The organism is Deinococcus deserti VCD115 (assembly GCF_000020685.1).
In the GTDB taxonomy this organism is placed as follows: domain Bacteria; phylum Deinococcota; class Deinococci; order Deinococcales; family Deinococcaceae; genus Deinococcus; species Deinococcus deserti.
On the sequence record NC_012526.1, the window covers coordinates 237,920 to 260,565 of the forward strand.

Sequence of the window (22,646 nt, forward strand, 5' to 3'; positions counted from 1 at the left end):
CCAGCGCCACTTTACGGGGATATAGTGTAATGGCAGCACAACAGATTTTGGATCTGTTCGTCTAGGTTCGAATCCTGGTATCCCTGCCAGACGGTGGCCTTCCTTTCCGGGAAGGCCACTTCTGCTGTTGCAACGGTTCGGGTCCAGGGGTCATAGACAGTAACGGAGCTCGCCCGTGTACCCCTGAAAGCAGCGCCAGAGGTTCATGACCGCCGGACCAGTTTGGCCGAGCTGGTTGACAGCACATGTCTCATGAGGGGAAAAGCGACATTCCTCACCTTCAGTCAGCCAGACTTCACCGCACGTCAGGTGCCAGAGCCTACCGTTAAGGAAGTGGACACGCCTGCTTTCGGCGCGCCGCTGGAGGAAGTCATGAAGAAGCCCGTTTTGCTGCTTGGTCTGATTGCTACTGTGCTTGGCGCCTTTGCCACGCCCGTGCTGGCAGCGCCCAAGCTCAGCACCCAGAGCATTATCGTCAACCCGGTACAGACCACCCTGCAGGCGCGCGTATGGGTGAACCGTGACCCCAGCGGCACCTATACGCCGGTCTATTACGTTGGCGACCGGATCACGCTGTACACGTCCGTCAATGAAAACGCCTACGTGTACCTGTTCAACGTCAACCCCGACGGCACCACCGACCAGATCCTGCCCAACCGCCTGAGCGGCAGCAATTATGTGCGCGCCGGCCAGACCCGGGCCTTCCCGGCTCCGGGAGACAGGTTCACTTTCGATGTGGCAGGGCCTGAAGGCCTGAACCGCGTGCTGGTGATCGCCAGCCGCCGGCCTCTGAATCTCAGCGAGCTCAGCACCTACCAGCAGGGCCAGAGTTTCGCCACGGTTAAGCCCACCACGACCCCCGGCTTTGCCCAGGCGCTGAGCATTGTGGTCAATCCGGTCACCCAGCCTGTGCCCCAGCAGGACTGGACCAGCGACACCGCCGCGTATACCGTCCGGTACTAAGCTCCACCGTGCAGGAGGGCAGGCCACGTGGCCTGCCCTCCTGCGTTTACGCTTGTGCTTTTTCCCGCCTGGAGACTGTACCCAGGAACAACGCAAGAACCTCTCCCTCTTCGCCCCGGCGCACCTCTACCCGGTAGGTCGCCAGGGTGCGGCCCACCCGCTCTGGCGTGGCGACCGCCACCAGGACGTCTCCCTGGCGCGCAGCTCTGAAAAAGCTCAGATGCGTTTCAATAGCCACGGCCTGGGCACTGGCGTTGCTGATCAGGGCAAAGGCTTCATCCGCAAGACTGAAAATGAGGCCGCCGTGCGCGCTGCCGTGCATGTTGAGTCCTGAGGCTTCTACAGTCAGGCTGATACGGGTAAGGTCAGGCCCGGTATCCAGGACCGTCATGCCCAGGTGACTCGCGTAACTCATGCAAGCAGGGTAACGGGTCTCCTGCATACGGCTGTGGGTGCACATCAATGCGCGTCAAGGTGGCTTCTGTTCATCCGCCGTCCTGTGGCTTCTTGCCTGCGGGGAGGGTTCCAAAAAGCTCAGGGCCTGCTACGGTCTCTCATCCATGGGGAAGACCAGCCCATATTCCCTGCATAGCCGGGGAATACTGTCGTAATCGACCTCAAGTCCGTACCGGGCGTCCATGGCCGGCGCGCCGTCACCAACGAAACTGTCCGGGGCCGCGCCCATATCTGCAAACAGCTGCTCGAATCCTCCGGGCGAGATGATCTCCAGAATCCGGCAGGGCTCGTCCCCGGCATTCCAGAAGGTGTGCCACTGATTCCGGGGCTTGAACACCAGGTCCCCGCGCTGCGCGTACACCACCTGATCACCCAGAAGTGCGCCCATGCGTCCTTCAAGCACGTAGCTGTACTCGTCCTCGTTGGAGTGGCGGTGCAGCGGGGCGGCCAGCGTGCGGGGCGCAATCGGATGCTCGACTAGGGAAAATCCACCTCCGGACTCCCGGCTCCACACCATGAACCGGACTCCAAGCGCACCAAGATCGACAAAATGACCGTCTGCTGGCCCGATGATCCGGGGTGCTGGTGAGATGTGTGGCTGGCTTTCCATGTCTGGCTCGTGTGTCATAGGGTGTCTCCTGGACCCGGGATGAGGAGAGTCCTGAACCCCGACTCGTCCCTGACCGGATGGGTGTCGGAACGCTTCTCTATTTCGGCGACCATGCTCCGGTCCAGCGGCGTCCGTGGAGGCACAAAGGCATAACTCTCTGGTCGGAGGCTGCTGAACTGTTGCGCCAAGCTGGACCTGGACCGGCTCTTCCAGCCCCTGCCACGCGTGCTTGAACACGGTATGTAGGGAGGAGGTCCCGCGAAGACTGCTGGAAGGTGGTACTCGGTCACGGAGTACCTTCACGTGTGGTGGCGCCGCGAAGTTTCACGACGATCCGCGTCCCGGCTGCCCTAAAGCTTTCGCTGCCTCTGGAGGGGGCAGGATGACTTCGGTCATGCTTCATCGTGCCGGATGGTCAGGGCCCAGGGAAAGAGGATGCCGGAGCTGTGCAACGGATGTGCACTTCCTCTGCTACCGGCGCTGCGTGCGGCTACAGCCCGACCATCTGGGCACTCTGATCCCACAGCATCTGTGTCAGGACAGGGTTATCGGCTATGGGGTGCACCATGCCAATGTTCCGGCGGTCGTAATACTGGCCCGGCTGCCAGTCCACACCCGGCGTTCCATTGGCCAGCCACAACATCGTGTCGGTGCCCTGTTGGGGCGTGATCAGCAGCAGGTGCCGCAGCGGCGTGCGGTAGATCAGCCGCATCAAGCTGGACGATTCGCTGGCGAAATTGGTGGCCACCGTGCCGGGGTGAAAAGCGGCTGTGCTCAGGCCCTGGGGGTGGTAACGCCGGTGCAGCTCACGGGTAAACAGAATGTTGGCCAGTTTCGCGTTTCCGTAAGCCCGGTTGGGCGTGTAGCCGCGCGTCAGTTCAAGGTCCGTCAGGTCCAGCCTGGAAAACACCTGGTTGGCGGCGCTGGAGGTATTGAGAACAACGCTGCGGCTGGCCGTGAGCCGGTCAATCAGGAGGTTGGTCAGCAGGAAGGGAGCAAGGTGATTGACCTGCAGCGTTTTCTCGAAGCCGTCGGTGGTCGTTTCACGCGGCCCCATGACGCCTCCGGCGTTGTTCATCAGAACATCAATGCGGGCATAGGCGCCTAAAGCTGAAGCGAGCGCACGGACATCGTCCAGCCGGGTGAAATCGGCCAGATGGTAGGGTGCCCCCAGTTCGGCGGCCACAGCGCGGGTCTTTTCAGGCGAGCGCCCGACGAGCACGACGTGTTCCCCGGAGGCGACCAGCTGACGCGCCGCCTGCGCACCGATGCCGTCGCTGGCACCTGTGATGATGATTGTTCGCCCTGACATGGGGTCATCCTTGCATGGGGTGCCCTGCGTCCCCGGCCCGCTGTGAAAATACAGGCGTGCTGAGGGTACAAACCGTATCATCGCTGCTATGTCGCCTGAGTTGCCGTTGCTGGACTTGCCCTATGTCACCGAGTTCCTGCTGCGGTTGCTCGGCACTCCCAGCCCTACAGGTTTTACCGGCGCCGCCGTACAGCTGATCGAGGACGAATTGCGCCAGCTGGGCGTGACGGCAACGCGCACCAAGAAGGGTGCCCTGACCTGGGAGCTGCCCGGCACGCAGCCTGATGCGCGGCATGTCACTTTCAGCGGGCACGTGGACACCCTGGGAGCCATGGTGCGCGGTATCAAGGCCAACGGGCGTCTGGGCCTGTGGATGCTGGGCGGTTTCGACTGGACCACCATTGAGGGCGAGTACGTGCAGGTGCATACCCAGAGTGGACGGGTGCTGACGGGCACGGTCGTCAACATCAAACAGAGCACCCATGTCCACGGCCCGGCCCTGCGCGAGCTCAAGCGCGAACAGACTGTGATGGAGGTGCGCCTGGACGAGCAGGTCTTCAGCGCCCAGGACACCCTGGCGCTGGGCGTGGGGATCGGTGACTACGTCAGTTTTGATCCCCGCGCCGTCCTGACTCCGGCTGGTTACCTGAAAAGCCGCCACTTGGACAACAAGGCGGCTGTGGCACTGTTCCTAGGCGTAACCCGGGCCCTGCTGGCCCAGCCGGCTCCCTGCACCGTGGCCTTCCACGTGACCACCTATGAGGAGGTCGGTCACGGCGCGGCCACCGGCATTCCTGCGCACACCGATGAACTGATCGCGGTGGACATGGCAGTAATTGGTCAGGGTCAGACCGGCAGCGAGCATCACGTGACCCTGTGTGTGGCTGACGGCGGGGGCCCGTATGACCACGGCCTGAGCAACCGCCTGCGCAAAGTAGCGCGCGACGCCGGGATTGATCTGCGCACGGACATCTACACCTTCTATGCCAGTGACGGCACTGCGGCGTGGCGCGCCGGGGGTGATTACCCGGTGGCGCTGATCGGCCCAGGCGTGGACGCAAGCCATGCCTACGAACGCATGCACACCGATTCTCTGAAAGCCACCGCTGCCCTGATGCTGGCGTACCTGCGCGCCTGACCAGCGGCTGACAGCAGGCGCACACCAGGCTGACGTGCGCCAATCACATTCGGGGAGATGAAGACATCGTCTGTTCGTCTGGCAGCCCTGCTGGCTCTGTCCCTGAATATGGCTCAGGCCGCCTCCCTGGTGGGGTACGCCGAACTGAAGGCCGACACCTTTGCTCCTGGTCCAGCCAGTGGCGCCTGGAACGGCGGTTTGCGCGGGGCGGCACGCTTTGGGTCTCAGCCAGTGCAGGGCTTCAGCGGGGTGCAGTTCGATCCTTCGGGAAGCGGCTTTGTCTTCCTGAGTGACAACGGTTTCGGGGCCAGAAACAACTCGGCTGATTACCTGCTGCGGCTGCACCGCGTGGCGTTGGCACCGGGCACACCGGCAGCCCGCCTGGGGCAGGTCAGTCTTGGAGGCGTGATCGAACTGCGCGACCCTGACCGCAAGGTGCCGTGGCAGATCGTGAACGAGTCCACTTCCGGGCGCCTGCTGACCGGCGCCGACTTCGACCTGGAGGGTTTTGCCTTCGCTCCGGACGGTACTTTGTGGGTGGGTGACGAATTCGGTCCCTACCTGCTGCACTTCTCGGCGGATGGCCGGCTGCTTGAAGCGCCGGTCGCTACGCCGAATCTCGCCGGCCTGCCCACGCTGCGCGGCCAGCGTCCCCTGGTGGTCGCCCACCGGGGCAGCTCCGGCACCCGCCCTGAGCACACACTGGAAGCCTACCGGGTGGCGATCGAAGCCGGCGCCGACTTTATCGAGCCGGACCTGGTGGTGACCAGGGACGGCGTGCTGGTCGCCCGCCACGAACCGGTAATCGCGGTGCTGTCCGCTGACGGCAAGGTGACCGAAGCCACGGCTGACGTGGCGGCACGCCCCGAGTTCAAGGACCGTGCGCGGATCAAGAAGCTCGACGGCAAGGACGTCTACGGGTACTGGGCCGAGGACTTCACGCTGGCTGAACTCAAGACCCTGCGCGCCGTGGAGCGTCTGCCGCAGCTGCGCGGCAGGGCCTATGACGGCCGCTTCGAGATTCCCACACTTGCGGAGATCATCGCGCTGGTCCGCGACGTCGAGGCACGCACCGGGCGCAGGATCGGCATCTACCCTGAGACCAAGCACCCTACCTTTGTGGCCCAGTCTGCCAGGATGAATATCAGCCAGCTGCTGATCGATACCCTCAAGAAGGAGAACTTCACGGACCCTGCGCGTGTCTTTATTCAGTCGTTCGAGGTGGGCAACCTGAAGGAGCTTAAGACCCGGATCATGCCGGCCGCCGGGGTGAACCTGCCCCTGGTTCAGCTGATCAGCAGCCCCGACGAGGCTCCGTACGACTGGGCAGCCGCGGGCGACCTGCGCACCTACGGCGCGCTGACCTCCGACGCCGCCCTGAAAGAGATTGCTGGGTACGCCGCAGGCGTAGGCCCATACAAACGCTGGATCATTGATGATCAGGGGCGCACCACCGACTTCGTGTCGCGCGCGCACGCCACCGGACTGCTGGTCCACCCCTGGACCTTCCGCAACGAGCCGACCTACCTGCTGCCGGGATACCAGAATGACCCGGAAGCTGAACTGCGTCAGGCGCTGCGCGCTGGCGTGGACGGCTTCTTCTCGGACTTTCCTGCCACCGGCGCCCGGGTGGTGAGCCAGTATTCGGCTCCCGAGGTTCGCAGTCCCCAGCATCATGCCTACGCGCAGGGTGACAGCAGCAGTGCGGCAAACCTGCCCGCCAGCGGCGGATTCGAGGGCCTGAACCTCAGCCCCGACGGCCGGAGCCTGTACGCCCTGCTGGAAAAGACGGTGGCCGGAGACCTGCCTGGTCAGCTGCGGCTGATGCAGTTTGACTTGACCAGCCGCAAATGGGCCCTGGCTGGGCGCTACGCGCTGGAACCGGCGGGTGAGGCCATCGGTGACCTCGCGCCTGTCAACGATCACGAATATCTGGTACTGGAGCGGGACAATGCCAGCGGCGGGGCGGCCAAATTCAAGCGGGTGTACCTGCTGAATCTGCGCGAGAAGAACCCGGACGGCACCCTGAAAAAGACGCTGGTGGCGGACCTGATGAACCTCAGGGATCCTCAGAAGCTGGCCCCCAGCACTGTGGGCGGCGTGTTCTCCTTCCCCTACGTAACCATCGAGAACGTGCTGGTGCTCGATGCCCAGACCATCCTGGTGGCCAACGACAACAACTTTCCGGCCACGGGTGGGCGGGGACGCGAGGTCAGGGACGTCAGCGAGTTTCTGTGGATCCGTCTGGATCAGCCGCTGAAGCTCGCTGCAGGTGTGGGGCAGCGCCCAGCTGCGCGAAACTGAAGGTCAGACCCGTCCAGGTGGGGGTGGTCATTCGCCGCCCTCACCGCCGGCCCCGCGTTCTGCGTCCTGTGCAGCCTGCCACGCCGCGTAGGGAATCCGGTCGATCTGAAAGGTATCGCGGGTGTGCGTGTAGGTGCCGCGTCCCCCCATGCGGCCCACGAGGTCCAGCGCCGCCGTATCCACGTAAAAGCGTTCGGCATCCTGCACCGCGTCCGAACGCAGGGTCAGCCCCAGGACCTCACCCAGAATGATGCGGGTGCGGCCGATCAGCACCGTCTGCACTTCACGGCATTCCAGGGCCGCCGGCGCGCCCTGCACCCGGGGCACCCGCACCTGCACGCCGCTTTCCAGCGTGATGCCCAGGGCCCGGGTCTCGTCCATACCGGGCGGAAAATCCGTGGCGGTGGCGTTCATGAGGCTGGCCTGCGCGGCACTGACGAGGTTGACCGTGAACTCGCCGCCCGAGCCGATGTTGCGGGCAGTGTCTTTCGGGCCTCCTTCGGGGCGGTCGCCGGGTGCGAAGGCCACGATGGGCGGGTCCGAGCCCATCAGACCAAAAAAGGAATAGGGCGCCAGATTCACGTGTCCGTCTGTTCCCAGCGAAGCCACCCAGGCAATCGGGCGCGGCACCACCGTGGAGATCAGCAGCTTGTAACGGTCCGCGGCCCTCAGGGACGTCAGGTCGAAGTGCTGGGTGGGTACCGGGAACTCAGGGGAAGTGGGCGGCAGGGCAGACACGGCCCAGCCTAACGCTCTAGCATGCCTGCCATGAAAGGGTCCTACCGCGAGGCGTACACCATCCTGTCCCGGATCGCGGCAGAACTGGAGGCCGGCGAGGCGGACCTGGACCGGGTACTGCCGCTGCTGGAGGAAGCCCGCCAGGCCTACGCGGTGTGCCGTGACCGCATCGAGGCCGTCCGGGCAGTGCTGGCCGGTGAGTGGGCCGAGGTCCGGGACACCGCAGAAGCGCCCGAAGATCCGGAAGCGGATGAGGCTGCAGACGATGAGGACGATCTGGACTGAAAGAGAAAGACGCGCGGTAATGTGCCGTCTCTCTTGCTGATCAGGCGCGTATTCTGGCCGCATGAGTGACGCCGACCGTCCCAGCAGCCCTGTACCTGCCGTGCCCGGGACTCCACCGCGCGCCGAAGGGCCGCCTTCCGTCAATCCCAGGGTGTACCGGCTGGTGGTGGCCGTGATGAATCTGCCGGTCCTCCTCAGCGGCATGTACCTGGAAGTGCACGGCGCCGAGCATGTGCCGCCGCCTGGCACGCCCCTGGTGGTCGCCTCCAATCACCGTTCGAATCTGGATCCCTTTCTGGTGGCGCGCGCGCTGCCTCCAGGACGGTTCGTACAGTTCATGGCCAAGCGGGAGCTGTTCCTGCCAGTCATCGGAGACATTATCCGCAGTGGGGGCAGCTTCCCGGTGGACCGCAGCAGCAATGACGTGCCGGCCATCCGTACTGCCCTGCGTATTCTGGCAGCCAACGGCACAGTCGGGATTTTTCCGGAAGGCACGCGGGGCGGCAGCGGCGGCGAACTGCATGGAGGAGTGGCGCTGATTGCCGCCAAGGGACGCGCCCCGATTCTGCCTGTCGGCATCAGCCGCGACGGCAAACGCTGGGTGATCCGCTTCGGGCCGCCCATTTCGCCCAAGGGCGGTATCAAAGCCGTGACGCGGGAACTGGGAACCGTGCTGACTGACCTCGCCCGCCCGGTCTGAGGCTGGCAGGCAGGGCGTATACTCAGGGGTGACGGCTGCCTGGGGAAGCAGGTGAAGACCCCTGCCGGGGGTCCATTCCTGCACTGTCGCGCAACGGTAAACGCTGGCCCTTTGAGGCCGGCGCAAAGTCCGAACACCGGTCCCGTCCGTGTCTTCTGGTCATGGTCTGTGGAGACTCACCGGCAGGCGCGTGGCTCAACCTCCCGCAGAAGGAGGGACCGCCCCCGCCGCTTCATAAGCGGCCCGGACGCGTCCATCCGCCCCCAATCCGGGGCGGCGTTTTTTCTGCGGGTGGCCTTCCCTCCTGGAGGAACCCCATGAAGAACCTGTTGACACTGACTCTTACGCTAAGCGGCCTCGCCCTGTCGTCCCAGGCTGCCGCGACCCGTTATCCCCTGACGCTGACCGACGACCTCAACCGCAAGGTCACCATCAAGGCCGAACCCATGCGCATTGTAAGTGTGCTGCCCAGCACCACCGAGACGCTGTGTGCGCTGGGTGTGTGCAACCGGCTGGTGGGCGTAGATACCTTCAGCGACTACCCGCAGCAGGTGACCCGCCTGCCCAGGGTAGGCGGCCTGTACGATCCGAACATCGAGGCCATCGTGGCCCTCAAGCCGGATCTGGTCCTGGTTAGCAAATACGGCAAACTCGAAGGCCCGCTGACCCAGGCCGGCCTCACGGTAGTGGCCGTGAACCCCGAAACCTACGAGGAAGTCTTCAGCAAGACCCTGACCCTGGGCCGGATCGTCAACCGCGAGGCGGCGGCCAAGGCGCTGGTCACGCAGATGAGGCGTGACATCGCCCGGATAGAGATCCTCACGAAAAACGCTGCGCGCAAGCCCACCACCTACCTGGAAATCGATCCCACACCGTACAGCGTCGGTCCCAACTCATTTATGGGCGTGCTGCTCACCAAGGCCGGCGCGCGCAACATCATTCCGGCCAGCATGGGCGACTTTCCCAAGGTGGACCCGGAATTTATCGTGCGGCAGAACCCGCAGCTGATCCTGAGCACCGACCTGAAAGACCTGGGTAAGCGTCCGGGCTGGAACACCATCGCCGCTGTGAAAAACGGGCGGGTCGTGGAGATCCCGCAGGCCCTGAATACCATGCTGGGCCGTCCCGGGCCGCGCCTGGCCGAGGCTCTGCGCGGACTGGCGCGGATCATTCATCCGGAACTGCTGAAGTAAGCCGGTGAGGGCCGTGGTGCTGCGCTCCTCGTCCCGTCTGGGCCTGGTGCCGCGGACGCTGGCCCTGGTGGCCGGGCTGATGCTGGCGGTGGTGTTGGGCACCGCGCTGGGCAGCGTCTCCATTCCGCCGGCCGAGGTGCTGGGCGCGCTCTGGCGTGGTCTGAGCGGGCAGGAACTTCAGGGCAACGACGTCATCGTGTGGCAGATCCGCCTGCCCCGTGTGGTTATGGCAGTGGTGGTCGGCGCGGCCCTGTCGGTGTGTGGTGGGGCCTTCCAGGGCGTATTCCGCAACCCACTGGCCGATCCTTACCTGCTGGGCGTGGCCAGCGGGTCGGCCCTGGGGGCGACCATTGCCATCGTGTCCGGCTGGCCGCGCACGACCATTCCGCTGGTGGCCCTGGCCCTGGCTCTGCTGGCGGTGAGTGTCACTCTGGCTCTGGCCCGCGAGGGACGGCGCTTTCCTCCCACCCGGCTGATTCTGGCTGGTGTGGTGGTGGGCAGCGTGCTCAGCGCCACCACCACCTTTCTGATCCTGCGCGGCGAGGACCGCGCCCGGCAGGTGCTGGCCTACACCCTGGGCGACCTGGGCTTCAGTGGCTGGGCCGACGTGGCCACCGTACTTCCCTATGCCGGAGTGGGCTGCGGCGTGCTGATCCTGCTGGCCCGGGCGCTGGACACCCTGCAACTGGGTGATCTGACGGCCCGCAGTCTGGGCGTACCGGTGGAGCGGCTGCGCCTCCTGGTGGTGGTCGCGGCCAGTATGGCCACGGCCGGGGCTGTGGCGTATGTCGGGATTATCGGTTTCGTGGGGCTGATCGTGCCGCACGTGGTCCGGCTCGCCTGGGGCTCAGGGCACCGCGTGCTGCTGCCGGTTTCGGCACTGATGGGCGCGGTTCTGCTGGTCCTGGCCGATCTGCTGGCACGTACCAGCATTCTGTCGCAGGTCGGTATCGTGACCACGCTGCTGGGTGGTCCCTTTTTCCTCTACCTGCTGCGACGGGGGCAGCATGACTAGCGCCCGGCTGTTGCAGGCCGTGGACCTGCATGTGCGGGCCGGCAGTTTTCCGGCGGTACGCGGGGTCAGCGCCGACTTCGAGCCTGGGCGGTTTACGGCGGTGATCGGACCCAACGGGGCGGGAAAAAGCACCCTGTTGCGGGCGCTGCTGGGCCTCAGCCCCCCTGAGTCCGGCGAGGTACGGCTGGATGGCCAGCCACTGCGCCACTGGACCCGGGCCCAGCGGTCGTCAGCCCTTGCCTATCTGGCGCAGGGTGAAGCAGTCCCCGAAAGCGCCCGCGTGCGCGATGTGGTGGCGCTGGGGCGTGGGGCTGGGAGCTGGAAGTGGGGCCTGATTCCGACCCGTCCCTGGACGGACGAGGATGAAGAAGCCGTCCGGGGAGCACTGGACCGCACCGATACCCGCCGTTTCGAGCACCGCAAGATCTCGGAACTGTCCGGGGGAGAGCGTCAGCGGGTCAGCTTGGCACGCGCTCTGGCTGCCCACCCCCGCTACCTGCTGCTGGATGAACCCACCAATCATCTGGATCTGGCCTACGCACTGGACGTGATCCGTTACGTTCGGTGTGAAGTTGCAGGCGGGTTGGGCGTCGTGGCGGTGCTGCATGACCTGAACCTCGCTGCCCGCGCCGACCGGCTGGTGCTGCTGCATCAGGGGCAGGTGCTGGCAGCCGGCCCTCCCGATGAGGTACTGACGCCCGACTACCTGCACGCGGCATATGGCGTGCGCGTAAGCGTGACCCGCACTGCCGGACGCCTGCTCGTGATTCCTGAAGACTGAACCTTCCAGAGCCTGGACCCTGAAGTTCCCCAAGGAGTTTTATATGCCCCCGAAGTACTACCCCACCCGTGGCCACCTGCTGGTCTGCCAGGGCAGCAGCTGCCAGGCAAGAGGGTCTTCGCTGCTGCACCAGGCGCTCTGGAAACACCTGGAGCGCGAGGCTCTGTCCTACTACAAGCAGGGCGGCAGTGTGCGCCTGACCACCAGTGGCTGTCTGGGCGCGTGCAATCACGGCCCGACCATGTGCGTCTATCGCCAGCGCCCCGAAGGCCTGGAAGAAGGCTGGTACGCCGCCATGGACTTCCCGCTGGCCAGCCGGGTTGCACAGGCCGTGCATGAGGGCACGCCGCTCCCGGCCGAGCACCGGTATGGCCCACCTGAAGAAATTCCAGTCGGGTCACACTAGGGCGGGGTGCTCCCAGGCTGAGCCGGCGGCTGAAGGAAGCAGCTGAAGATCATGCAGCGGTCACAATCAAGAGCAGCGAGAGCGCCATCGGCACGCTTTGAATCAGATCTCGGGCCATGACACGACAGAGCAGGTTGCGCGGCCCTTCGCGGACGAACCCGCTGGTCTGAAGCTGTATGGCAAGGTCCAGTCACCAGAGACCTTCCCCGGAGGTCTGCTGGTGACTTTCATCCGGTCTGCCGGGCGCGCTGGAAAGGATCCCCGTGTCCAACTAGTCGGACACGGGCATCTTTTCATCCGTCCTCAGACGCCTTAGCCGCGCACGACCTCCAGAATCTTCTCTCCGTATTTGCGTACCCGCTCCGGGCCCATGCCCTTCACAGCCCGCAGGTCTGCCTCGGTGTAGGGAATGCGCCGGGCGATCTCGGCCAGGGTGGCGTTGCTGGCAATGATGAAGCGGCTGATCTCCTGGCGTTTGGCCTCGGCGTTACGCCATTCACGCAGTCGGGCGTAGACGGCTGCCTGCTCGTCGGTCAGGTCGGCGCTGGGATCCTCCTTGCCCTTGGGAAGGTCCGGAGCCAGCACGATGGCCGGTGGGGCAGGTTCAATGACGTCGGCCTCAGTGCTGTCGGCCTCAACTGCAGTGTCCTCGGCCGGAGCAGCCGGGTCGGCAGCCCCTGAACCGGCACGGTCGTCAGCGTCGCTGAGGCTGGCCTGCGGTTCCTGAACAGCCGTGTCGTCCTGCCCGTTGGGTGTCTCGTCAGCATCGGCCAGAGGCTCAGGCAGATTCAGCACATCCGGCAATACCGGCAGATTCGGCGCGTCCGGCCCGGAGCTGACCGGCGTGGGCAGCGTGACCTGTGGGTGCGGAGGCTGGTTGCTGAACACGATTTCGGGTTCCCAGGTTTCCTCGGTGGCCGGAACAGGCGCGGCCGACTGGAGAGGCGCCGTGTCGGCTGCTGCTTGCGGAGCCTCAAAGGTAAAGCGCTCAGGCTCGGCAGGTCTGTCCGGTCCCGCCTGGTTGGGCTGATCACCGCGTGAAAAGCGTCCCGGGCGGTCCCCACCACGCCGGAAAGCGTCCCGGCGTCCCCCGTCACGGCCCGCATCTCGGCGCCCATCGAAGCGGTGATCCCGGCGGTCCTCCCGGCGTCCTTCATCACGGCGCCCTTCGTCCCGGCGCGGCTCACCCTGCTGCTGCTCGTCCCGGCGTCCTTCTTCTGGGCGCCTTCCCTCCACACGCGAGGCTTCAGGACGGGCCGGTTCACGTCGCTCGGGCTGGCGCAGATCAGCGGCGCCGTGCAGCATGGCCAGGGCGACGTCTGCTTCCTGGAGCCCGGGGGTCAGCAGCACGCCGCCCGGAACGCTGCGTGCTGCTGCCAGCACGCCACCCAGAGCCTGCGGAGTATCAGACGCTGCGTCGGGCGCCAGCAGCAGCGCGGTGGGTCCAGCGCCCTGCGCCGCGCCGCCCAGACGCTCGGCAAGCTGCACGGTTGTGCGGGCAGCCCGGGCCAGACGCAGCGGCAGGGTAGCCACGTCGCGCAGCACCAGGGCCACGCTCAGATCGCTGGGTGGTGCTCCCGCCGCCTCAGGGGCGCGCCCTGTTCCGAACAGCACAGCCAGTGGAGCGTCGGCATGGCCGCTGAGCGTGACACTGTCGCGGTACACCACCAGATCAGCGCCAGCGGCGAACCAGCTGCTTCCGGGCGCCAGGGTGGCGTCCACCACGACCCGGACGCCCGCCCGGCGGGCACGCTCCAGGGTCTCGGCGTCAGGTTCCAGCAGCCACACGGCGCGGGCGCCCCGCCATTCGGCATCCAGGCCAGCCACCGCCAGGCCAGCCCCGGCCAGGGCCTCACGGTTGACGCGCACCCGGGAATCCACCCGCAGGGTTCCGCCACCCACCAGGCTGGCCAGCTGCCGTGCCAGGGCATCTTCCCCCGAGAGCAGCAGCCCCCAGTCCGCCCCTTCCAGCGCCGCGAGAGCGCCGGCCAGACGGGCGTGCGGGTCACCCCGCTCGGCATGCAGGAGCACCAGGCGTGCGTCGGGTCGGGACGAGCGGGAATCGGTCATCCTGCTATTTTGCCGCATGCAGCCCCTGGCTGGTCCGGGAACCGGATTTTGACCCAAGACGTATTTCCCGACATGAGATTATTTGTCCTGACAGCCCTTCTGCTTTCCGCTCCTGCTGCTGCCCAGGGAAACGCGCCGGCTACCGTGCCGGTCAGTGCGTCGGCCGCAACCTTACGCGTTACCGCGGCGGTCGGCACCACAGTGGAGATGCAGACCACGACCCAGTCGCGCATGACGATGGGGAAGGTCGAAGTCACGGCCGCGCCGGGGCGGCAGGTGTCAGCAGCGAAATTGCAGGCCATGCAGCAGGAGTTCAGCCGTGGCATGGCTGGCGCGGATGTTCCAGCCATGACCGGCAAGCTGTTCGTGAAAGTAGCAGCCCGGGCCGCAGACGGTTCAGTCACTCTGCTGACCAGCATGATCCAGAACATTCCCGGTGAGAAGACGCCACTGACCCTGCGTGTAACGCAGCAGGTCGCGCCGGATGGCAGCATCACCGGCCTGAGCATGGACTCGGATCACCCCATGATGAAACCTCTGCTGTCTGGATTGACCCCCGAGAAACTCAGGCAGATTGCCAGCCAGAGCGGCGCTGACCACACAGGAATCTATGGCCTGCCGCTGGTGAAAGGCTCCGTACATACGCAGACAGCGACCCTGGACCTGCAGGAGATCATGAGCGCGGTGTTGCAGGGCATTGCCGGCCAGGACCCGGAGGTGGCCGCTGCACTGGGCGACCTGAAGTCCAGCTTCTTGAAAACCACCACAACAACCACCTACTCTGGACTTAACGCGCAGGGGCTGCACACCTTCATGGTCTCGGGCCGGGCCGGCGGCTACCGGATGAGCCTGGGCGGCCAGGGTGGACTGCCCGCCATGACAATGGAACTGAAAAACCTGCAGACTTCAGGCAGCAGCACCTACCGTCCGGACGGATTGCCGGGGCTCATGACCCAGCAGTCCACCATGCAGATGGTCATGACCATGCAGATGGACGACGTGGTCGTGACCATGCCCATGACCATGACGCAGACCCTCACTGCCCGTCCACGCTGACCGGCCGGGTTCTGTCTCACGGGCATCGTGCCCTGGAGCGGGAGCCACCAGTCGGCACAGCCCCGGCATTACAAACGCCCCCCGCCTTTCACGCCATGCTGAGGAGCACGGAGGTTGCAGCTTATGGCGCGGATAACGCGGTACAGCAAGTTCGAGGGGGAACTGGATCAGCTTGAAAGCAGTGAGCTGATGCAGATGATTCAAGAAGCGCTGCTGGGGCAGGGCATGAATGATCCCTACGACCCCGACCCCAACGCGCGCCCCAGCATGGATGATCTGTTCGACGCAATTCTGGAGGCGCTGGCCGAGCGGGGCATGATTCCCGAAGATCAGCTGCTGGAGGCCATGCAGTCCGACGACGTGCGCGAGACCCAACTCGGTCAGCAGATTCAGCGCCTGATGGACAAGCTGCAGCAGGACGGGTTTATTCGCAAGGAGTTTGATGACGCTGACGGTCAGGGCGGCGCAGGACAGGGCGGCGAGGCAACCTTTCAGCTGACCGACAAGAGCATCGATTTCCTGGGCTACAAAAGCCTGCGTGATCTCATGGGCGGCCTGGGCCGCAGCAGTGCGGGTGCCCACGACACCCGTGAGTACGCCTCGGGCGTCGAAATGAGCGGGGAGCTCAAAAGCTACGAGTTCGGGGACACCATGAACCTGGACACCACGGCCACGCTGGGCAACGTGATTTCCAAGGGCTTTGATCAGCTGGAGGAATCGGATCTGGTGATCCGCCAGGCCGAGTACAACTCCTCGGCGGCCACGGTGGTGATGCTGGACTGCTCGCACTCCATGATCCTGTACGGTGAGGACCGCTTTACACCGGCCAAGCAGGTGGCCCTGGCCCTGGCGCACCTGATCCGCACCCAGTACCCCGGCGACACCCTGAAGTTCGTGCTGTTTCACGACAGCGCCGAGGAGGTGCCGGTCAGCAAGCTGGCGCAGGCGCAGATCGGTCCGTACCACACCAATACTGCCGGTGGCCTGAGGCTGGCGCAGCAGCTCCTGAAGCGCGAGAACAAGGACATGAAGCAGATCGTGATGATCACCGACGGTAAGCCCTCGGCCCTCACGCTGCCGGACGGCCGCATCTACAAGAACGCCTACGGCCTGGACCCCTACGTGCTGGGCGCCACCCTGCGCGAGGTCGCCAACTGCAGGCGCAGCGGCATTCAGGTCAACACCTTCATGCTGGCGCGCGACCCGGAACTGGTGGGGTTCGTGCGGCGGGTCTCGGAAATGACGCGTGGCAAGGCCTACTTCACCACGCCGCAGAACATCGGTCAGTACGTGCTGATGGACTTCGTGACCAACAAGACCAAGATGGTGAATTAGCGGCAACAGGAAGGGGAGGCACACCGGTGTGCCTCCCCTTCTTTATGGCGGTCTCAGCCCATCTTGATGTACATCGGTGGCTTGATGCCCAGCATGCGGGCCATCATCCACACCTGTCCCTTGTGATGGGCCTCGTGGCTGACCATGGCGTCAAGCAACGCGGCTGCCGGCATCTCGCGGCCCCCGAAGGCGACCACACGGCGTTCCAGATCCTCCGGGCCCATGGCGCGGATAGCCCTGGCAATCTGCTCACCGGTCGTTTCCAGACGGCCCCGGGCCTCCTGCAGTGTGGCGCTGCTGGCCACGGCCCCCGGCTTCTCTCCGGCAACCATGGACAGAAGGCGCTGACAGCTGCCCGACAGGTGGTCAGCCAGACCGATAAAGGTCATGCCGCCCTCCCAGGCGCTGAAGGTGCCCTGGTCCTCCGGCAACTGGGCGTACAGGTCCATCAGCGCGCCGCGGTGCATCAGGAAGTTGCGGGCGTAGGTCTCGGCAGGATTGACAGGCATGCCCTCAGGATAGTGGCCGGGATTGTTGCCCGGCCCTCAGGCAGGCGGTCCAGGCCGCCGGCGCAACTCGTCGCGGATTTCCGCGAGGAGCTTTTCCTGGTTGCTGGGCTCTGCCGCCGCTGGTTTGTCCTCCTGCTTGAAGCGTTCCATCAGGCGGTTGACAGGCGTGATGACAAAAAAGTAGATCACGGCCCCGGTGATCAGGAAATTCACCAGCGCTGTCAGAAAGAGTCCATATTTGAAGACGCTTCCATTGATTTCAAAAGTGAGCCTGTCAAAATTCGGGATTCCGCCGAAAATCCCGATGATCGGCATGATCACGCCGTCGGTAAAGGACTTGACCACGCCGTTGAACGCCGCGCCGATAATCACGCCCACGGCCAGATCGATCAGGTTGCCGCGCATCAGGAACTTCTGAAAACCACTCAGCATGTTCCGGAGTGTTCCACAGAACAGCAGATGTCACCGAATGGTCCGGAGCCGAAAGAACCGGAATGCGGCCTGGGCTCAGGCCTGTCCGCGCTGCTCCTTGACAGCGTGAGCACTCATGCCCCACTGGTGCCCGCTGGTGTCTACCCCTTGCAGGATCACGCGGCCCAGTTCGCCCAGGGTGGCTCCGCCGGCGCGCACGTCCATACGGAACTCATTGCGCAGCTCGGTCAGGCTGGTGTCGTCAAGCATCAGCTCGGTGCCGTAGCGCAGGGTGGTCGGCGGCACGATCAGCAGGTCCGCCTCTCCGGGTTTGACCGCGTGGCGGAAGCAGCGGCCCGTCAGCAGTCCGGCCACGGTCGTGACCTTGCCGAAGGTCTTGTTCTCCACGGCGCGGACCTCCAGCGTCAGGCCCTCGATGGCGCGCAGGGGCTCCACGGCGCGGTCCAGCGACTCGGCAAACAGCAGCCCCGTGGTCAGGATCACCTTACGCGGCTGGGGCAGCGAAGCAGGCAGTTCCGGCAGGCCCTCGGTCAGGAAGTCGCGGATCATGCCCACGCCGTTTTCCAGCATGGGAAAGCCCTCGTACTCCTCCTCGGTGGGCAGACTTTCCCCAGCCAGCAGGTACAGCTCGTCACTCGGGAACACGAAGCGGGTGCCACGTTCGGCCAGGAATTTCCTGCGCCATACGTTGAGGCGTTTCAGGCTGTCCTGCGCTTCCTCACGGGTAAAGGTACGCACGTCCGGCAGGTTGGTGCGGTGCCCGGTCAGGCCGATCGGCACCACCGCTGCCGAGATGACGTTGGGCCGGCTCGACAGGTACTCGACCGTGTCATCCAGATGCTCGCGGTCGTTGCGCCCCGGAACCAGCACGATCTGGGTGTACAGATCAATGCTTTCCAGGCGCTCGATCATGCCGCGGATCTGTACGGCCTGCGGGTCTTTGACCTTCAGCTTCCACCACTTCATCATGTCCTGACGCAGGTCCTGGTTGGCCGTGTGGACCGAAACGTACAGCGGCGAGAGGTTCTCGTCCAGAATCCGGTTGATGTCGCCCTCGGTCAGGTTGGTCAGGGTGACAAACGAGCCGTACAGGAAGGACAAGCGGTAGTCGTCGTCCATGATGTACAGGCTCTTGCGAAAGCCGCGCGGCATCTGGTGCACGTAGCAGAAATCGCACTTGTTGGCGCACTTCTTGATGCCGTCAAACAGCACTTCCTCGAACTCCAGGCCGGGGTCTTCCCACTCCACCGTGAAGGTGAAGGTGTCGTCCAGACTGGGCGGCGCACTGAGCAGCAGGCGGTGATGGTCCTGCGCGGTGCCGGGAACGCCGGTCATGATCCGGGGAGCCTCGTGGGGCCGGGCGATCTCCAGGGTGGCCTGCCCCTGGGTGAGCAGGTGACGGTAGGCCAGCACGTCCGTCACAGCCTGACCGTTGACGCGCAGCAGCACGTCCCCCGGGCGAACGCCGGCCCGTTCTGCCGGGCTGCCGGCTTCCACAGCCTTGATAGGCGCAGGATAGATCTGGTCGTGTAGAGCTTCGGCTGCCGTCATGTCATCTCACCCCTTTTCGGGACTAAGCACGGCCCCGAACAAACGTAACACTCTACCGGGCGGCGCGAGGTCAGGATGTGACGTGACTCCCGGTTGCGGCACACAGACAACCGCGAAGGGCCACGGCATCTGCTCGTGGCCCTTCGCAGATGTAATGTCAGGACTGCGGAATCTGGCGCAGCAGGTTAACGGTCTCGATCATCGCCAGGGTCGCCTCGGCGCCTTTGTTGCCGGCCTTGATCCCCGCGCGGTTCAGGGCCTGCTCGACCGTGTCGGTGGTCAGCACGCCAAAGGCGACCGGCACCCCGGTGTGCAGTGAGGTATTCAGGATGCCGTTGGCTGCGCCGCCCGCCACGAAATCGTAGTGGTCAGTATCGCCCTTAATCACGGCCCCCAGGCAGACGATGGCGTCATAGCGGCCTGACTCGGCCAGTTTGCGGGCGATCAGCGGCACCTCGTAGGCGCCAGGGGACAGGTAGTGGTCCAGGTTCTCGCTGCGGCCACCATGCTGCACAAAGGCAAGCTCGGCGCCTTCGACCAGCCGGTCTACAATCAGGTGATTCCAGCGGGTGGAAATAATGGCGAATTTCAGGTCAGTGGCCAGCAGATGGGCTTCGATACGGTTCATGGGAAACTCCGGGGTGGGGAAGAGGCGCTTTCGGGGAATTCGGGCAGCTGCTCAGTCGCCGCTGCCGTCGGTGCCGATGTGCCCGAGGCGGGCCGCCTTGGTGTTGAGGTAGGCGTCGTTGTGGACATTGCGGCCTGCGTGCAGCGGCACGCGCTCGATGACTTCCAGCCCGAAGCCTCCCAGGGAGTGCAGTTTGCGCGGGTTGTTGGTCAACACACGCAGGCGCCGCGCGCCCAGCAGGTGCAGCATCTGCGCGCCAATCCCGAAATCACGGGCATCGGCGGGAAACCCCAGCTGCAGGTTGGCGTCTACGGTATCGGCTCCGCCGTCCTGCAGGTGGTAGGCGCGGATCTTGTTGAGCAGGCCAATGCCGCGGCCTTCCTGGCGCAGATAGACCAGCACGCCGCGGCCCTCTTCGGCAATGGCCTGCATCGCCGCGTCACGCTGCGGGCCGCAGTCGCAGCGCAGCGAGTGAAAGCCGTCCCCAGTCAGGCACTCGCTATGCACCCGCACCAGCAGGGGCTCGGGCGTGACCTCGCCCATCACCAGGGCGACGTGCTCAGCGCCGCTCAGGGAGTCCTCGAAACCGACGATGCGGAACTGGCCATACTCGGTAGGCAGATCCGCCTCGGCCACCAGCCGCATAAAGGGATCGTGCTCCATGCGGTAGGCGATCAGCGCCTCGATGCTGCCCACCTTCAGGTTGTGTTTCTCGGCAAATTCCAGCAGTTCCGGCAGGCGGCTCATCTCTCCGGAGTCGCTCATGATCTCGCAGATCACCCCGGCCGGGGCGTAACCCGCCAGCCGCGCCAGGTCACAGCCGGCCTCGGTGTGCCCGGCCCGGCGCAGCACCCCACCCGGACGTGCCACCAGCGGAAAGATGTGCCCGGGGCGGCGGAACTCCTCAGGGCGGGCCTCCGGGTTGACCAGCGCGGCAATGGTCGCGGCGCGGTCGTAGGCACTGATGCCGGTGGAGTTGCTCACGTGATCCACGCTGACCGTGAAGGCCGTGCCGTTGGGGTCACTGCCCTGGCCGAAGCTGCCAGCACCGACCATGGGTGCCAGATTCAGCGCCGCGGCCCGCTCGGGCGGCAGGGTCACGCAGATCAGCCCGCGACCCTCGCGCGCCATGAAGTTGACCCATTCGGGTGTGGCCGCTTCGGCGGGCATCAGCAGGTCCCCCTCGTTCTCGCGGCTCTCGTCGTCCACCACAACCACGGGGCGGCCGGCGCGCAGCTCGGCCAGCAGTTCAGGAATGGAAGCCAGGGTCATGCGCCCACCTCCGCCGTTCCCTGCGCGTCCGGAGTCCAGTCGCGCATGCGCAGCAGCCGCTCCAGATACTTGGCCATCTGATCAGCCTCCAGGTTCACCTTCGTGCCCACCTTCCAGGTGTGTAGAGAAGTCACTTCCAGCGTGTGCGGCACCAGCCACAGGGTGAACTCGTCAGCGCGCAGGTCGGCGCGGCTGCCAGCTGGACCACCCACATCCACCACCGTCAGACTCACGCCGTCCACCGTCACGCTGCCCTTGGGCACCAGGAAACGCGCCAGGTCTGCCGGGGCCCGCACCGTCATGGTGTAGGCGCCGGGCTGGGCGTCTATCTGCAGAATCTCTCCCACGCCGTCCACGTGGCCGCTGACCACGTGACCGCCAAAGCGCGCTCCGGCGGTCATGGCGCGCTCCAGGTTCACCACGTCACCCGGCTGCCAGTGCGGCGCCGTTTTGGCGAGGGTTTCGTGACTCAGGTCCACCGTGAAGCCGGTCTCGTCCCACTGGGTGACGGTCAGGCAGGTGCCGTTCACGGCGATGCTCTCACCCAGCGCCACGTCGTTCCACATCTGCGCGGGGGCCACGGTGACGGTCAGATTGCCTTCCTGTTCGGTGGCGCGCGTCACGCGGCCCACCTGCTCGATAATTCCGGTAAACATCAGTTGGCTCCTTGCACGTTCAATCGGGGAATGTCGTTCAGCAGGCCGCGGATCAGCAGATCCGGGCCCAGGGATTCGAAGGTCACGTCACGCAGGACCTGCGCCTCATGCATAGGGCGCACCGGCGCGGTCAGCGGATTCAGGCCAGCGCCCAGCAGCTTGGGAGCCACAAAGGCGCGTACCTCGTCCACCAGCCCGGCGTCCAGCAGACTGCCGGCCAGGGTCGGGCCGCCCTCGACGAACAGCGTCGAGAAATTCAGCCGGCCCAGTTCGGCCAGGGCCTCGCTGGGCTGCGTGGCATAGATCACCTGGGCGCCGGCCGCCTCATGCCTGCTCATGTCCATCCCAGGCGCCGTGACGACCACAGCGCCAGGACGGATCACTCGCGCGCTGGCTGACGTGCGGCCCTGACCGTCAAAAACCACCGGGCGCGGGTCACGGCCACCCTCCACGCCACGGGTGGTCAGCAGCGGATCGTCGGTGATGACCGTTCCGCTGCCCACGGCGATCCCGTCCACCTCGTTACGCCACGCCATCACCCGCGCGCGCGAGGCCAGTCCAGTGACCAGACCGTTGGCTTCGCCCCGGCCGCTGGCGTCCAGAGCCGCCACCTTGCCGTCCAGGGTCATGGCGTATTTGTAGATCACCCAGGGACGCGCGCGCATCACCAGGCTGCGGAAGCCGGCCTGCTGGCGCAGCGCCTCTTCCTCGGCGACGCCCACGATCACTTCAATTCCAGCCTCGCGCAGGCGCGAAGCCCCTTGACCCCCTACGCGGGGATTCGGGTCCAGGGCGGCAATGACAACCTGAGACACACCGGCGGCGACCAGCGCGTCTGCACAGGGCGGCGTCCGGCCAAAATGGCTGCACGGTTCCAGGGTCACATAGGCGGTGGCGCCGCGTGCATATTCGCCTGCTTCCCGCAGCGCAAAGACCTCTGCGTGCGGCTCGCCGGCTCTGGGATGAAAGCCCCGGCCCACCACCTGGCCGTCGCGCACGATCACACACCCCACCGGCGGGTTGGGTGAGGTGCGGCCCATACCCCGCGCGGCCTCGTTCAGGGCCAATCTCATGTATTCCGTGTCAGGCGGATGCTCTGTATACATACATCAACGTCGTCCGCCGGGGTGGCAGACAGAACGTTTCCTCCTTCTCTCATCCGGACTGAGCTGATCAGCAAACGTTTGGGTGGCCAGAGGCTCAGGGACGGCCCTTCGCCTGTCTTGCCGTATTCCA

General features: G+C 65.3%; 23 protein-coding genes and 1 tRNA gene. 12 read left to right on the top strand and 12 right to left on the bottom strand.

The annotated features are described in order from the left end of the window. Positions 1-15 precede the first annotated feature (15 nt). A tRNA-Gln gene (locus DEIDE_RS01160) sits at positions 16-89 on the top strand. Between the two features lie 283 nt (positions 90-372). Beyond that, positions 373-963, top strand: a complete 591-nt coding sequence (locus DEIDE_RS01165) for a DUF4384 domain-containing protein (RefSeq protein ID WP_012692136.1) — start codon at positions 373-375, stop codon at positions 961-963. A 46-nt stretch (positions 964-1,009) separates the two neighbouring features. Here the strand turns inward: DEIDE_RS01165 and paaI are convergent, their stop codons facing one another. The 3 genes from paaI to DEIDE_RS01180 form a co-directional block, all read right to left on the bottom strand. Then, positions 1,010-1,378 carry a hydroxyphenylacetyl-CoA thioesterase PaaI gene (gene paaI, locus DEIDE_RS01170; RefSeq protein ID WP_012692137.1) on the bottom strand — a complete coding sequence of 123 codons (369 nt, stop codon included), beginning with the start codon at positions 1,376-1,378 and terminating at the stop codon, positions 1,010-1,012. A 129-nt stretch (positions 1,379-1,507) separates the two neighbouring features. Beyond that, entirely contained in the window at positions 1,508-2,047 is a 540-nt protein-coding gene (locus tag DEIDE_RS01175) for a cupin domain-containing protein (RefSeq protein WP_202796668.1), read from the bottom strand. A 472-nt stretch (positions 2,048-2,519) separates the two neighbouring features. Continuing rightward, complete coding sequence (locus tag DEIDE_RS01180) at positions 2,520-3,341, bottom strand: SDR family NAD(P)-dependent oxidoreductase (RefSeq protein ID WP_012692139.1); 822 nt, start codon at positions 3,339-3,341, stop codon at positions 2,520-2,522. An 88-nt stretch (positions 3,342-3,429) separates the two neighbouring features. Between DEIDE_RS01180 and DEIDE_RS01185 the strand changes: the two genes are divergently transcribed. Beyond that, on the top strand, positions 3,430-4,479 hold the full coding sequence (locus DEIDE_RS01185; RefSeq protein ID WP_041226968.1) for a M42 family metallopeptidase: 1,050 nt from the start codon (positions 3,430-3,432) through the stop codon (positions 4,477-4,479). A 57-nt stretch (positions 4,480-4,536) separates the two neighbouring features. Next, positions 4,537-6,783, top strand: a complete 2,247-nt coding sequence (locus DEIDE_RS01190; protein ID WP_012692141.1) for an esterase-like activity of phytase family protein — start codon at positions 4,537-4,539, stop codon at positions 6,781-6,783. A 27-nt stretch (positions 6,784-6,810) separates the two neighbouring features. Here DEIDE_RS01190 and DEIDE_RS01195 read toward each other — a convergent pair whose 3' ends face one another. Then, positions 6,811-7,521 carry a flavin reductase family protein gene (locus tag DEIDE_RS01195; RefSeq protein WP_012692142.1) on the bottom strand — a complete coding sequence of 237 codons (711 nt, stop codon included), beginning with the start codon at positions 7,519-7,521 and terminating at the stop codon, positions 6,811-6,813. A 21-nt stretch (positions 7,522-7,542) separates the two neighbouring features. On the opposite strand from DEIDE_RS01195, the gene xseB reads away from it, so the two are divergent. The 6 genes from xseB to DEIDE_RS01225 all read left to right on the top strand — a co-directional run bounded on the left by xseB (position 7,543) and on the right by DEIDE_RS01225 (position 11,901). Then, positions 7,543-7,806 carry an exodeoxyribonuclease VII small subunit gene (gene xseB / locus DEIDE_RS01200; RefSeq protein ID WP_012692143.1) on the top strand — a complete coding sequence of 88 codons (264 nt, stop codon included), beginning with the start codon at positions 7,543-7,545 and terminating at the stop codon, positions 7,804-7,806. Between the two features lie 61 nt (positions 7,807-7,867). After that, complete coding sequence (locus tag DEIDE_RS01205; RefSeq protein WP_012692144.1) at positions 7,868-8,506, top strand: lysophospholipid acyltransferase family protein; 639 nt, start codon at positions 7,868-7,870, stop codon at positions 8,504-8,506. 317 nt (positions 8,507-8,823) lie between these two features. Continuing rightward, on the top strand, positions 8,824-9,699 hold the full coding sequence (locus DEIDE_RS01210; protein WP_012692145.1) for an ABC transporter substrate-binding protein: 876 nt from the start codon (positions 8,824-8,826) through the stop codon (positions 9,697-9,699). A 79-nt stretch (positions 9,700-9,778) separates the two neighbouring features. Beyond that, positions 9,779-10,714 (top strand): iron chelate uptake ABC transporter family permease subunit, encoded by a 936-nt coding sequence (locus DEIDE_RS01215; RefSeq protein ID WP_162485489.1) that lies wholly within the window; start codon positions 9,779-9,781, stop codon positions 10,712-10,714. Further along, positions 10,707-11,495 (top strand): ABC transporter ATP-binding protein, encoded by a 789-nt coding sequence (locus tag DEIDE_RS01220; protein WP_012692147.1) that lies wholly within the window; start codon positions 10,707-10,709, stop codon positions 11,493-11,495. The genes DEIDE_RS01215 and DEIDE_RS01220 overlap by 8 nt, the downstream gene beginning before the upstream one ends. A gap of 43 nt (positions 11,496-11,538) precedes the next feature. After that, on the top strand, positions 11,539-11,901 hold the full coding sequence (locus tag DEIDE_RS01225; protein ID WP_012692148.1) for a (2Fe-2S) ferredoxin domain-containing protein: 363 nt from the start codon (positions 11,539-11,541) through the stop codon (positions 11,899-11,901). 312 nt (positions 11,902-12,213) lie between these two features. On the opposite strand, the gene DEIDE_RS01230 is transcribed toward DEIDE_RS01225, so the two are convergent. After that, positions 12,214-13,971 carry an HRDC domain-containing protein gene (locus tag DEIDE_RS01230; RefSeq protein ID WP_041226969.1) on the bottom strand — a complete coding sequence of 586 codons (1,758 nt, stop codon included), beginning with the start codon at positions 13,969-13,971 and terminating at the stop codon, positions 12,214-12,216. A gap of 72 nt (positions 13,972-14,043) precedes the next feature. Between DEIDE_RS01230 and DEIDE_RS01235 the strand changes: the two genes are divergently transcribed. Together DEIDE_RS01235 and DEIDE_RS01240 are read left to right on the top strand one after the other, a co-directional pair. Continuing rightward, positions 14,044-15,027, top strand: coding sequence for a hypothetical protein (locus DEIDE_RS01235; RefSeq protein WP_041226970.1), 984 nt, complete (start codon positions 14,044-14,046; stop codon positions 15,025-15,027). Between the two features lie 123 nt (positions 15,028-15,150). Next, positions 15,151-16,362, top strand: coding sequence for a vWA domain-containing protein (locus DEIDE_RS01240; RefSeq protein ID WP_012692151.1), 1,212 nt, complete (start codon positions 15,151-15,153; stop codon positions 16,360-16,362). A gap of 53 nt (positions 16,363-16,415) precedes the next feature. On the opposite strand, the gene DEIDE_RS01245 is transcribed toward DEIDE_RS01240, so the two are convergent. The 7 genes from DEIDE_RS01245 to ribD form a co-directional block, all read right to left on the bottom strand. Then, positions 16,416-16,871 (bottom strand): DinB family protein, encoded by a 456-nt coding sequence (locus tag DEIDE_RS01245; protein ID WP_012692152.1) that lies wholly within the window; start codon positions 16,869-16,871, stop codon positions 16,416-16,418. 36 nt (positions 16,872-16,907) lie between these two features. Continuing rightward, complete coding sequence (gene mscL, locus DEIDE_RS01250; RefSeq protein ID WP_012692153.1) at positions 16,908-17,303, bottom strand: large conductance mechanosensitive channel protein MscL; 396 nt, start codon at positions 17,301-17,303, stop codon at positions 16,908-16,910. A 75-nt stretch (positions 17,304-17,378) separates the two neighbouring features. Further along, complete coding sequence (locus tag DEIDE_RS01255) at positions 17,379-18,854, bottom strand: radical SAM protein (RefSeq protein ID WP_012692154.1); 1,476 nt, start codon at positions 18,852-18,854, stop codon at positions 17,379-17,381. Between the two features lie 157 nt (positions 18,855-19,011). Beyond that, positions 19,012-19,482 (bottom strand): 6,7-dimethyl-8-ribityllumazine synthase, encoded by a 471-nt coding sequence (gene ribH, locus DEIDE_RS01260; protein WP_012692155.1) that lies wholly within the window; start codon positions 19,480-19,482, stop codon positions 19,012-19,014. A gap of 51 nt (positions 19,483-19,533) precedes the next feature. Beyond that, positions 19,534-20,754 (bottom strand): bifunctional 3,4-dihydroxy-2-butanone-4-phosphate synthase/GTP cyclohydrolase II, encoded by a 1,221-nt coding sequence (locus DEIDE_RS01265; RefSeq protein ID WP_012692156.1) that lies wholly within the window; start codon positions 20,752-20,754, stop codon positions 19,534-19,536. Beyond that, positions 20,751-21,410: a riboflavin synthase gene (locus DEIDE_RS01270; RefSeq protein WP_012692157.1), complete on the bottom strand. Its 660-nt coding sequence runs from the start codon at positions 21,408-21,410 to the stop codon at positions 20,751-20,753. The genes DEIDE_RS01265 and DEIDE_RS01270 overlap by 4 nt, the downstream gene beginning before the upstream one ends. Further along, the gene (ribD, locus tag DEIDE_RS01275; RefSeq protein WP_012692158.1) at positions 21,410-22,516 is read right to left on the bottom strand and encodes a bifunctional diaminohydroxyphosphoribosylaminopyrimidine deaminase/5-amino-6-(5-phosphoribosylamino)uracil reductase RibD; all 1,107 of its coding nucleotides are present in this window, start codon (positions 22,514-22,516) and stop codon (positions 21,410-21,412) included. Before ribD ends, DEIDE_RS01270 begins: the two co-directional genes overlap by 1 nt. Positions 22,517-22,646: the final 130 nt, after the last annotated feature.

Excerpts from the sequence above, each read along its gene's own strand:
- DEIDE_RS01185 (WP_041226968.1), top strand. The coding sequence starts at position 3,430 with ATGTCGCCTGAGTTGCCGTTGCTGGACTTGCCCTATGTCACCGAGTTC.
- DEIDE_RS01265 (WP_012692156.1), bottom strand. The coding sequence starts at position 20,754 with ATGACCCTGGCTTCCATTCCTGAACTGCTGGCCGAGCTGCGCGCCGGC.
- xseB (WP_012692143.1), top strand. The coding sequence starts at position 7,543 with ATGCCTGCCATGAAAGGGTCCTACCGCGAGGCGTACACCATCCTGTCC.
- DEIDE_RS01165 (WP_012692136.1), top strand. The coding sequence starts at position 373 with ATGAAGAAGCCCGTTTTGCTGCTTGGTCTGATTGCTACTGTGCTTGGC.
- ribH (WP_012692155.1), bottom strand. The coding sequence starts at position 19,482 with ATGAACCGTATCGAAGCCCATCTGCTGGCCACTGACCTGAAATTCGCC.
- mscL (WP_012692153.1), bottom strand. The coding sequence starts at position 17,303 with ATGCTGAGTGGTTTTCAGAAGTTCCTGATGCGCGGCAACCTGATCGAT.
- DEIDE_RS01220 (WP_012692147.1), top strand. The coding sequence starts at position 10,707 with ATGACTAGCGCCCGGCTGTTGCAGGCCGTGGACCTGCATGTGCGGGCC.
- DEIDE_RS01255 (WP_012692154.1), bottom strand. The coding sequence starts at position 18,854 with ATGACGGCAGCCGAAGCTCTACACGACCAGATCTATCCTGCGCCTATC.
- paaI (WP_012692137.1), bottom strand. The coding sequence starts at position 1,378 with ATGAGTTACGCGAGTCACCTGGGCATGACGGTCCTGGATACCGGGCCT.
- DEIDE_RS01205 (WP_012692144.1), top strand. The coding sequence starts at position 7,868 with ATGAGTGACGCCGACCGTCCCAGCAGCCCTGTACCTGCCGTGCCCGGG.
- DEIDE_RS01245 (WP_012692152.1), bottom strand. The coding sequence starts at position 16,871 with ATGCCTGTCAATCCTGCCGAGACCTACGCCCGCAACTTCCTGATGCAC.
- DEIDE_RS01190 (WP_012692141.1), top strand. The coding sequence starts at position 4,537 with ATGAAGACATCGTCTGTTCGTCTGGCAGCCCTGCTGGCTCTGTCCCTG.
- DEIDE_RS01180 (WP_012692139.1), bottom strand. The coding sequence starts at position 3,341 with ATGTCAGGGCGAACAATCATCATCACAGGTGCCAGCGACGGCATCGGT.
- DEIDE_RS01175 (WP_202796668.1), bottom strand. The coding sequence starts at position 2,047 with ATGACACACGAGCCAGACATGGAAAGCCAGCCACACATCTCACCAGCA.
- DEIDE_RS01235 (WP_041226970.1), top strand. The coding sequence starts at position 14,044 with ATGAGATTATTTGTCCTGACAGCCCTTCTGCTTTCCGCTCCTGCTGCT.
- DEIDE_RS01215 (WP_162485489.1), top strand. The coding sequence starts at position 9,779 with ATGCTGGCGGTGGTGTTGGGCACCGCGCTGGGCAGCGTCTCCATTCCG.
- DEIDE_RS01240 (WP_012692151.1), top strand. The coding sequence starts at position 15,151 with ATGGCGCGGATAACGCGGTACAGCAAGTTCGAGGGGGAACTGGATCAG.
- ribD (WP_012692158.1), bottom strand. The coding sequence starts at position 22,516 with ATGTATACAGAGCATCCGCCTGACACGGAATACATGAGATTGGCCCTG.
- DEIDE_RS01225 (WP_012692148.1), top strand. The coding sequence starts at position 11,539 with ATGCCCCCGAAGTACTACCCCACCCGTGGCCACCTGCTGGTCTGCCAG.
- DEIDE_RS01230 (WP_041226969.1), bottom strand. The coding sequence starts at position 13,971 with ATGACCGATTCCCGCTCGTCCCGACCCGACGCACGCCTGGTGCTCCTG.
- DEIDE_RS01210 (WP_012692145.1), top strand. The coding sequence starts at position 8,824 with ATGAAGAACCTGTTGACACTGACTCTTACGCTAAGCGGCCTCGCCCTG.
- DEIDE_RS01270 (WP_012692157.1), bottom strand. The coding sequence starts at position 21,410 with ATGTTTACCGGAATTATCGAGCAGGTGGGCCGCGTGACGCGCGCCACC.